A 7661-nucleotide genomic window follows, 5' to 3' on the forward strand; every position below is an offset into this window, starting at 1 on the left:
CTTATATCGCCGTCATCGTTCGTTCGAGTCTTCAAGCCCGTTCGAGCGCCGCCATCGCCCTCACGATCACGAGCAGCACGGAAAGACTCACGCCGCTCGAAGCGCGCAGCTCGGTCAGCAGCTGCCCATAACGCTCCAGCGCAGCCTCGTGCTGGGCGCACCAGGCGTCCACGAGCGTTTGTGCGTCCGCGGCTTCGGAACCTTGCGTAAGCACGCTCGTGGTAAGCGCGCGCTTGAGGTGCGCCACCTCGGCGAGCGCCGCCGCACGCGCCATGGTGTCCCAATGCGTCGGCGTAGGCAGCGTCGCCGCACGCTCGCCAATCCAGCTGTAATTGAGCCGCGTGCCCAGGGCGAAGTACGCCGCCGCAACGCGCTCCAGCGGGCGGTCGCATGCCGCCGCCACATCGGCGATGTCGAGCAATGCTACCGAAATGTCCCCGCTCGCCACGCGCAGCGCGAGCGCATTTTCGACGCCCGCCTTCACGAGCTCGCCCTGGCGTGCCGAAAGCGCTTCGAGGTCCGCTTCGGGCAGCAGCGTCGGCAATTGCGGCGCGAGGCGCTGAGCGGCGTCGCGGCAGCGCGCCAGCAGCGTGCTCACGCCATCGTTATCCACCGCGCCTGCTTGCAGATGCCGCAGGAACCATAGCGCCGCGCGCTCGAGCAGCCGCGCGATGTCGACGAACATGCGCGCCTGCACGTCGTCGGGCACGCGGTTGTCGAGCGCGTCGATGGCGCGCCAGATGTCATTGAGGCCGAACACGTCGCGCGCCATGATGCATGCGCGCACGATTTCGCCGGGCTGTGCGTCGGTTTCCTCCATCAAACGGTGTACGAATGCGCAGCCCACGCGGTTCACGAGCGCGTTCGTCAGATGCGTCGCCAGAATTTCGCGCCGCAGCGGATGCCGATGCATGGGTTCGCTAAAGCGCTGCTGCAGCGGCTGCGGGAAGTAGTCGATCAGCAAGTCCGCGACGAGCGGGTCTTCCGGCACGGACGAGTCGAGCAACGCGTCGTAGAGCCACATCTTGCTGTAAGCGAGCAGCACGGCGCGCTCTGGCGACGTGAGCCCGAGTTTCGCGGCCTGGCGCTCAGTGATTTCGTCGTCGGTCGGCAGGAATTCGATATGGCGATTCAGACGTCCAGCGCGTTCGAGCCAGCGCATGAGGCGCGATTCGGCATCGAGCAACTCCACGGCGTAGCGGCCCGCGATCGACAGCGCCTGAGTCTGGTAATAGTTGTCGCTCAGCACCAGCAGCCCGACTTCGTCGGTCATCTCCGCGAGCAGGGTGTTGCGCTGTTTCGTCGTCATCTCGCCGTCGGCCACCACGAGTCCGAGCAGGATCTTGATGTTCACTTCGTGATCCGAACAATCCACGCCTGCCGAGTTATCGATCGCATCCGTGTTGATGTGGCCGCCGTGCTGCGCGAATTCGATGCGCCCGAACTGCGTGACGCCGAGATTACCGCCCTCGCCCACGACCTTGCAGCGCAATTCCGAGCCGTTCACGCGCACGGCGTCGTTGGCGCGGTCGCCGACCTGCGCATTGGTCTCGCGCGCGGCTTTCACATAGGTGCCAATGCCGCCGTTATAGAGCAGATCGACGTTCGCCAGCAGGATCGCGCGAATCAACTCGGTCGGCGAAAGTGCTGCCGCTTCGATGCCGAGTGCCGTGCGCACCGCGGCCGAAAGCGGGATCGTCTTCATGGTGCGCGCGAACACGCCGCCGCCCGCCGATATCGTGGCCGGATCGTAGTCGGCCCAGCTCGAGCGTTCGAGCGCGAAGAGCCGCGTGCGCTCCGCGAGGCTCACGGCCGGATCGGGATTGGGGTCGAGGAAAATATGGCGGTGATCGAAGGCTGCGACGAGCTTGATATGCGGCGAGAGCAGCATGCCGTTGCCGAACACGTCGCCCGACATGTCGCCAATGCCGACCACGGTGAAATCGGTGGCCTGCGTATCCACGCCCATTTCGCGGAAATGCCGCTTGACCGACTCCCACGCGCCGCGCGCCGTGATCGCCATCTTCTTGTGGTCGTAGCCCACGGAGCCGCCCGAGGCGAAAGCATCGTCGAGCCAGAAGCCGTATTCGGCGGAGATCGCGTTCGCGTAGTCGGAGAACGTGGCGGTGCCCTTGTCGGCGGCCACGACGAGGTACGGGTCGTCGGGGTCGTGGCGCACGACATCGGGCGGCGGCACGATCGCGTTGTTCACGAGATTGTCGGTGAGATCGAGCAGGCCGCGCAGGAAGGTCTGATAGCACGCCACGCCCTCGCGCATCCATGCTTCGCGGTCGCTCGCCGGCGGCGGATTCTTCACGACAAAGCCGCCCTTCGAGCCCACCGGCACGATCACGACGTTCTTCACCATCTGCGCTTTCATGAGACCCAGCACTTCGGTGCGGAAGTCTTCGCGGCGATCCGACCAGCGCAGGCCGCCGCGCGCGACGCGCCCGCCGCGCAAATGTACGCCCTCCACGCGCGGCGAGTAGACCCAGATCTCGAACATCGGCTTGGGTTCGGGCAGGCCAGGTACTTTCGACGGATCGAATTTGAACGAGAGCGAGGGCCGCTCTGCGCCATTGGCTTCGCGGCGGAAATAGTTCGTGCGCACCGTCGCATTGATCACGCCGAGGAACTGCCGCAGGATACGGTCTTCGTCGAGATTGGGCACCTGGTCGAGCGCGCTTTCGATGGCCTTGAGCATGAGCGCAGTGCGTTCTTCTCGCGCCTGTGAATCGCGTGGATCGAACCGGAGTACGAACAGTTCGACGAACTGCCGGGCGATCGCGGGATTGCCGGTTAGCGCACGCTCGATATAGGCGTCGCTGAATGTCGAGCCCACCTGACGAAGATACTTCGCATAGGCGCGCAGGATCGTGACTTCGCGCGCGCTCAGATAGGCGCGCAGCACGAGCCGGTTGAAATCGTCGTTCTCGATGCGGGCGTTCCAGACGCTTTCGAATGCGTCTTCGAACAGGCCCTTCACACGCTCGATGTCGAATTCGGCGTCGTCCGCGAGTTCGAGGCCGAAATCGTGGACCCACGCAGGCGCGCAAGAAGGCGCCTCGATCACATAGGGCCGCTCTTCATCCACGCGCACACCGAGATGTTCCAGCATCGGCAGGCTGCGCGAGAGCGCAATCGCTTCGCCCGCGCAATAGACCTTGAAGCGGAACGTACGCGGCCCCGCCTCGATGGGCCGGTACAGATTCATCGCGATGCGCTGCGTTCCCTGTACGCGCTCGATCAGTTCGATGTCGCGTACCGCCGTGCGCGCCGGATAGTCGTCGCGATAGCCCGGTGGAAACGAATCGGCATAGCGATGCAACAGACTCGTGCCCTGCTCTTCGCCGAACGCATCGAGCAGCGCATCGGCCAGATCGTCCTGCCAGCGGCGTGTGACCTGCACGAGCCGCGCTTCCAGTTCGTGCGTGTCGACTTCGGGCATCGAGCCGGGCTCGGCGTGCACGACGAAATGAATCCGCGCGATCGCCGACTCCGAAAGCAGCGGCGTGAACTCGACGGATACGCCGTTGAAGGCGTCCACGAGCAGGTTGGCAATCCGCCGCCGCAGATCGGTGTTGTACTTGTCTCGCGAGACGTACACGAGGCAGGAAACGAAGCGGTTGAAGCGGTCGCGCCGCACGAATAACCGCGTGCGCTGGTGTTCCTGCAAGCGCAGCACACCGAGCGCGATGTCGAAAAGCTCGTCCTCGCTCGCCTGCAGCAGTTCATCGCGCGGATAGGTTTCCAGCACCGTCACCAGCGATTTGCCGAGATGGCCCTTCGGCAGGAACCCCGCGCGCTGCACGATATTCGCGCATTTGCGCCGCACGATCGGGATTTCGGCGGTGGAGACCATATAGGCAGTCGAGGTGTACAGGCCCACGAAGCGGCGCTCGCCGCACACCTTGCCATCTGCGCCGACGAGCTTCACCCCGACGTAGTCCAGATAGCCGGGCCGGTGCACGGTGGCGCGCGAGTTCGCTTTCGTCAGGAAAATGGGCCACGCGCCGCTGATGATGTCGACCGCCGCGGGCGGCAACGGCGTGATGTCGGGCGTGCCCGGCGCGCGCAGCGATTCGCGCAGAATGCCGAGGCCCGAGCCTTCCACGCCGCGCAGGGCGTAGCCGCCGTCATGCGCAACCAGCGCGTAATCGCGCTGGCCGAGGAAGGTGAAATGGTCGGCCACCATCCATTCGAGAAACGCGCGCGCTTCGATGTCCTCTGCGCTCGTTTCGCGCGCTTTCATCGTCTTGATGGTGGTGCGCGCGGCCTCGAGCAGGTTCGGCCAGTCTTCTACCGACGCCCGCACGTCGCCAAGCACCTTGGCGATGTCGCTGCGCAATTCGTCGAGCTTTGCTGCGTCGCCGCAGCGGTCCACCTCGAAGTGGATGAACGAGGCGAGTTGCGAGTGCCCGTCGCCGGCGCTGGCGCCGCCCTCGTCCACACGCTCGATCGTGCCGTCCTTGCCGCGCCAGATGCGGAATACGGGGTGGAGCGCGGAATGCAGCGCGAGCCCCAGACGGTTGACGGCCATGGAAACCGAATCGACGAGAAATGGCATGTCGTCGTTCACGATCTCGATGACCGTATGGTCCGAATGCCAGCCGTGCTGTTCGAGGATCGGGTTGTAGACCTGCATGCGCTCGCTGCCCGGCACGAAGCGCTGCGCGGTTCGCCAGTGCGCCATGGCGGCGCCGTAGAGGTCGGCGATGCTGCGGCTACGCAGATCTTCCGCGTCGGCGAAATCGTAGTAGTGCCGCAGGAAAGGCTCGACGATCTGGAACGTCGGCTCGGGCAAGCGCGCCCGCGCAAATTCCATGACGTCGGAGAGCAGATGGGCGACGAATTCTTCGTTCCTCGCTAGCATGACGAACTCCTTGGCGGATAGTCATCGACTGCATCGGCGGTTCAGTCATTATGCACCGGCAAGGTGATCGAACGATGAATGCGTGCGCACGCGCTGCCTCACGGCGAGGCGCTGCACTGCAATGCGGCTGGTGGCGCAGAACTTGCTGACTGCGTACGCCCGCTTCAGCGCGCTTATGGCGCCGCTTTCGATGCGGATGTGAACTGGGCGAGCAACCAGGTGCGCAGCCTCTGGCTCGTCTCCGACCGGACACCGGTCTGTGGAAGGACAATGTAATAACCCAGCGACAGGGGCAACGAAAACTCGAACAGGCGTTGCAGTCTTCCGGCCGCGATATCGCGCTCGACGAGATGTTCGCTCGTGAGCGCAATGCCCTGCCCCGCAATGGCGGCATCGATGGCGAGCGACGATTGACTGAAGTGCGGCCCTTTCAGCGCGCCCAGCGTGTTTGTGCAGCCCAGGGCGTTGAAAAACTCCGGCCACAGATCATGAGAATCGTGGAGCAGCACATAGTTTTCCAGGTCCGCGATCGTGCGTACGGGGTAATCGGGCTTGAACAGTTGCGGGCTGGCTACGGCGAACACCTGCAGCGGAAATAGCAGGTCGCTGACGAGACCTTTCGCGAACGGTGGCTTGCCGAGCCGAACTGCGATATCCACGCCATCGGACCTGAAATTGCACAGCCCCGAATCAGCAATGATCCGGACGTCGATGTCCGGGTGCTGCTCTCCAAACTCTGCCAGCCTGGGTATCAGCCATTTCGAAGCGAATGAGGGCGTCGTGCTGATCGTGAGGGACGTCGAACGACGGTTCAGCGCCGCGGTCGCGTCGGCGACGATCGTGAGCGCCCGTTGAACGGCGGCGAAGTAAGTCTGCCCCTCGGTCGTGAGAGCGAGACCTCGCGGCCCCCTCGCGAAAAGGGGCAAATTCAGGGCTTCTTCGAGCACCCGCACCTGCTGCGCGACGGCGCCCTGGGTGACGCCGAGTTCTTCGGACGCGAGGCGGAAATTGAGGTGCCGGGCGGAGGCGTCGAACGCGCGGAGCGCATTCAGCGGCGGCAGGTGACGTGGTTTCAATGAATGCTTCAACGGGTATATTGGCTGTGGGAAGCCGGCGATCAGCCAGCAGTATTCCAACGGCAAGCCAGCAGAAATTTTATTGTCAGACCATAAAAAACATCATTCGACAATCGAATCATAACGCCATAGAGTTTCTGAACGAAACCCCATGCAGCGCGGCTCTAACGCGCTGAATTCCATTCAGGGAGGGAGCACCATGGCAGCAGAAAAAGTCGCACTCATCACGGCAGCCGGCAAGGGTATGGGCGCGGCGATCGCCCGTGAACTGGCAGCCGGCGGTTACCGTCTGGCCTTGATGTCGCCCTCCGGCAGTGCGGCCGAACTGGCGAAAGAGCTTGGCGGATTCGGCTTTACGGGCTCGGTAACCGAGCCGGACTGTATCGACCGGTTCGTCGGCGAAACGCTCGCAAAGTATGGCCGCATCGACGCTGTGGTGAACAACACGGGACATCCACCGAAGGGCGATCTGCTTTCTGTCGCCGACGAACAGTGGCACCTCGGGCTCGATCTCATCGTGCTCAACGTCGCTCGCGTGCTGCGTCGCGTGACGCCTGCGTTTCTCGAGCAAGGCGGCGGCGCAGTGGTGAACATTTCGAGCTTTGCCGCCGATGCGCCTGAGCAGGCCATGCCCGTTTCTTCTGCGCTGCGCGCCGCGTTGAGTTCGTTCACGCGCCTTTATGCCGATCGCTACGCGAAGGACAATATTCGAATCAACTCCGTGTTGCCGGGGTTTATCGACAGCTGGCCCGAGACGCCCGAAATCGTCGCCCGCATTCCGGTTGGCCGCTTCGGGAAGACACAGGAGATCGCACAGACGGTCGCGTTCCTGTTGTCGGATGCCGCGGGGTACATCACGGGGCAAAATATCCGTGTCGACGGCGGCATCGTGCGTGCTCTGTGACGCGGCAAATATGGATCAGGTCGTCGACGAGGTCTGGGCACGCCTGTACGCAGGCGCCAATGCGGGAAAGGAGCGTTCGCCCTTCACGATGCTGCAGGTCGCGACGATCGCGCTAGATGGTGCGCCTGCCGTGCGGACGGTCGTGTTGCGCCGTGTCTCGCGCGAGCAGCGTTCCGTCATGTTTCATACCGACGTGCGGTCTACAAAGGTGGCCGAATTGAGGCGCGACCCGCGCATATCGCTCGTCGGCTGTGATCTCGACGGCGGGATCCAGATAAGGCTGCACGGCGTTGCGAACGTCGTCGAGGCGCCCTCGGAAACGAGAGCGGTTTGGGACGCGAGCAGACCTCGGACGTTGATCGTCTATCGCTCGCCGCTTGCGCCCGCGACACCGGTTGCGTCTCCCACCGAGGCGCATGCAACGACGTTCGCCGAAGATCCCGACTCATCGGCGGGATTCGAAAACTTCTGCCTGATTGATGTGACCGTATCGAGCATTGACTACCTCGATCTGAATCCCGCAGGGCATAGGCGGGCCAGTCTGGTGTTCGAAGAAGGGAAATGGCGCGGGACCTCGCTGGCGCCATGAATTGGAGAGCTGGTTTTTATTTTTTAAAGCTCGTAAACGCCAGAACCCCGGTGCTCTTTCGGAGACACCGGGGTTCTGGACGTTACTGCATGAGGAGCCTGACGATTACCTACTTTCACACGGGCAATCCGCACTATCATCGGCGTGGAGCTGTTTCACGGTCCTGTTCGGGATGGGAAGGGGTGGGACCAGCTCGCTATGGTCATCAGGCATGACGGG

Annotated in this window: 4 protein-coding genes and 1 rRNA gene; 2 read left to right on the forward strand and 3 right to left on the reverse strand. The window is 63.5% G+C overall.

Annotated features, from left to right (window positions below; genetic code table 11):
• Window positions 1–31 precede the first annotated feature (31 nt).
• Together AB4Y35_RS36305 and gcvA are read right to left on the reverse strand one after the other, a co-directional pair.
• Window positions 32–4873, reverse strand: a complete 4842-nt coding sequence (locus AB4Y35_RS36305; RefSeq protein ID WP_368708197.1) for an NAD-glutamate dehydrogenase — start codon at window positions 4871–4873, stop codon at window positions 32–34.
• A 173-nt stretch (window positions 4874–5046) separates the two neighbouring features.
• Window positions 5047–5949: a transcriptional regulator GcvA gene (gene gcvA, locus AB4Y35_RS36310; protein WP_368708198.1), complete on the reverse strand. Its 903-nt coding sequence runs from the start codon at window positions 5947–5949 to the stop codon at window positions 5047–5049.
• 199 nt (window positions 5950–6148) lie between these two features.
• Between gcvA and AB4Y35_RS36315 the strand changes: the two genes are divergently transcribed.
• A complete protein-coding gene (locus AB4Y35_RS36315) occupies window positions 6149–6853 on the forward strand; it encodes an SDR family oxidoreductase (RefSeq protein ID WP_368708199.1) in 705 nt (234 codons plus the stop codon).
• Between the two features lie 10 nt (window positions 6854–6863).
• On the forward strand, window positions 6864–7442 hold the full coding sequence (locus AB4Y35_RS36320) for a pyridoxamine 5'-phosphate oxidase family protein (protein ID WP_368708200.1): 579 nt from the start codon (window positions 6864–6866) through the stop codon (window positions 7440–7442).
• Window positions 7443–7538: 96 nt separating this feature from the next.
• Here AB4Y35_RS36320 and rrf read toward each other — a convergent pair.
• Window positions 7539–7652, reverse strand: a 5S ribosomal RNA gene (gene rrf / locus AB4Y35_RS36325).
• Window positions 7653–7661 lie beyond the last annotated feature (9 nt).

The sequence above is a fragment of the Paraburkholderia sp. EG286A genome (assembly GCF_040965375.1).
Classification (GTDB): domain Bacteria; phylum Pseudomonadota; class Gammaproteobacteria; order Burkholderiales; family Burkholderiaceae; genus Paraburkholderia.

Coding starts and splice junctions, on each gene's coding strand:
- AB4Y35_RS36305 (WP_368708197.1), bottom strand. CDS start 4,873: ATGCTAGCGAGGAACGAAGAATTCGTCGCCCATCTGCTCTCCGACGTC.
- AB4Y35_RS36315 (WP_368708199.1), top strand. CDS start 6,149: ATGGCAGCAGAAAAAGTCGCACTCATCACGGCAGCCGGCAAGGGTATG.
- AB4Y35_RS36320 (WP_368708200.1), top strand. CDS start 6,864: ATGGATCAGGTCGTCGACGAGGTCTGGGCACGCCTGTACGCAGGCGCC.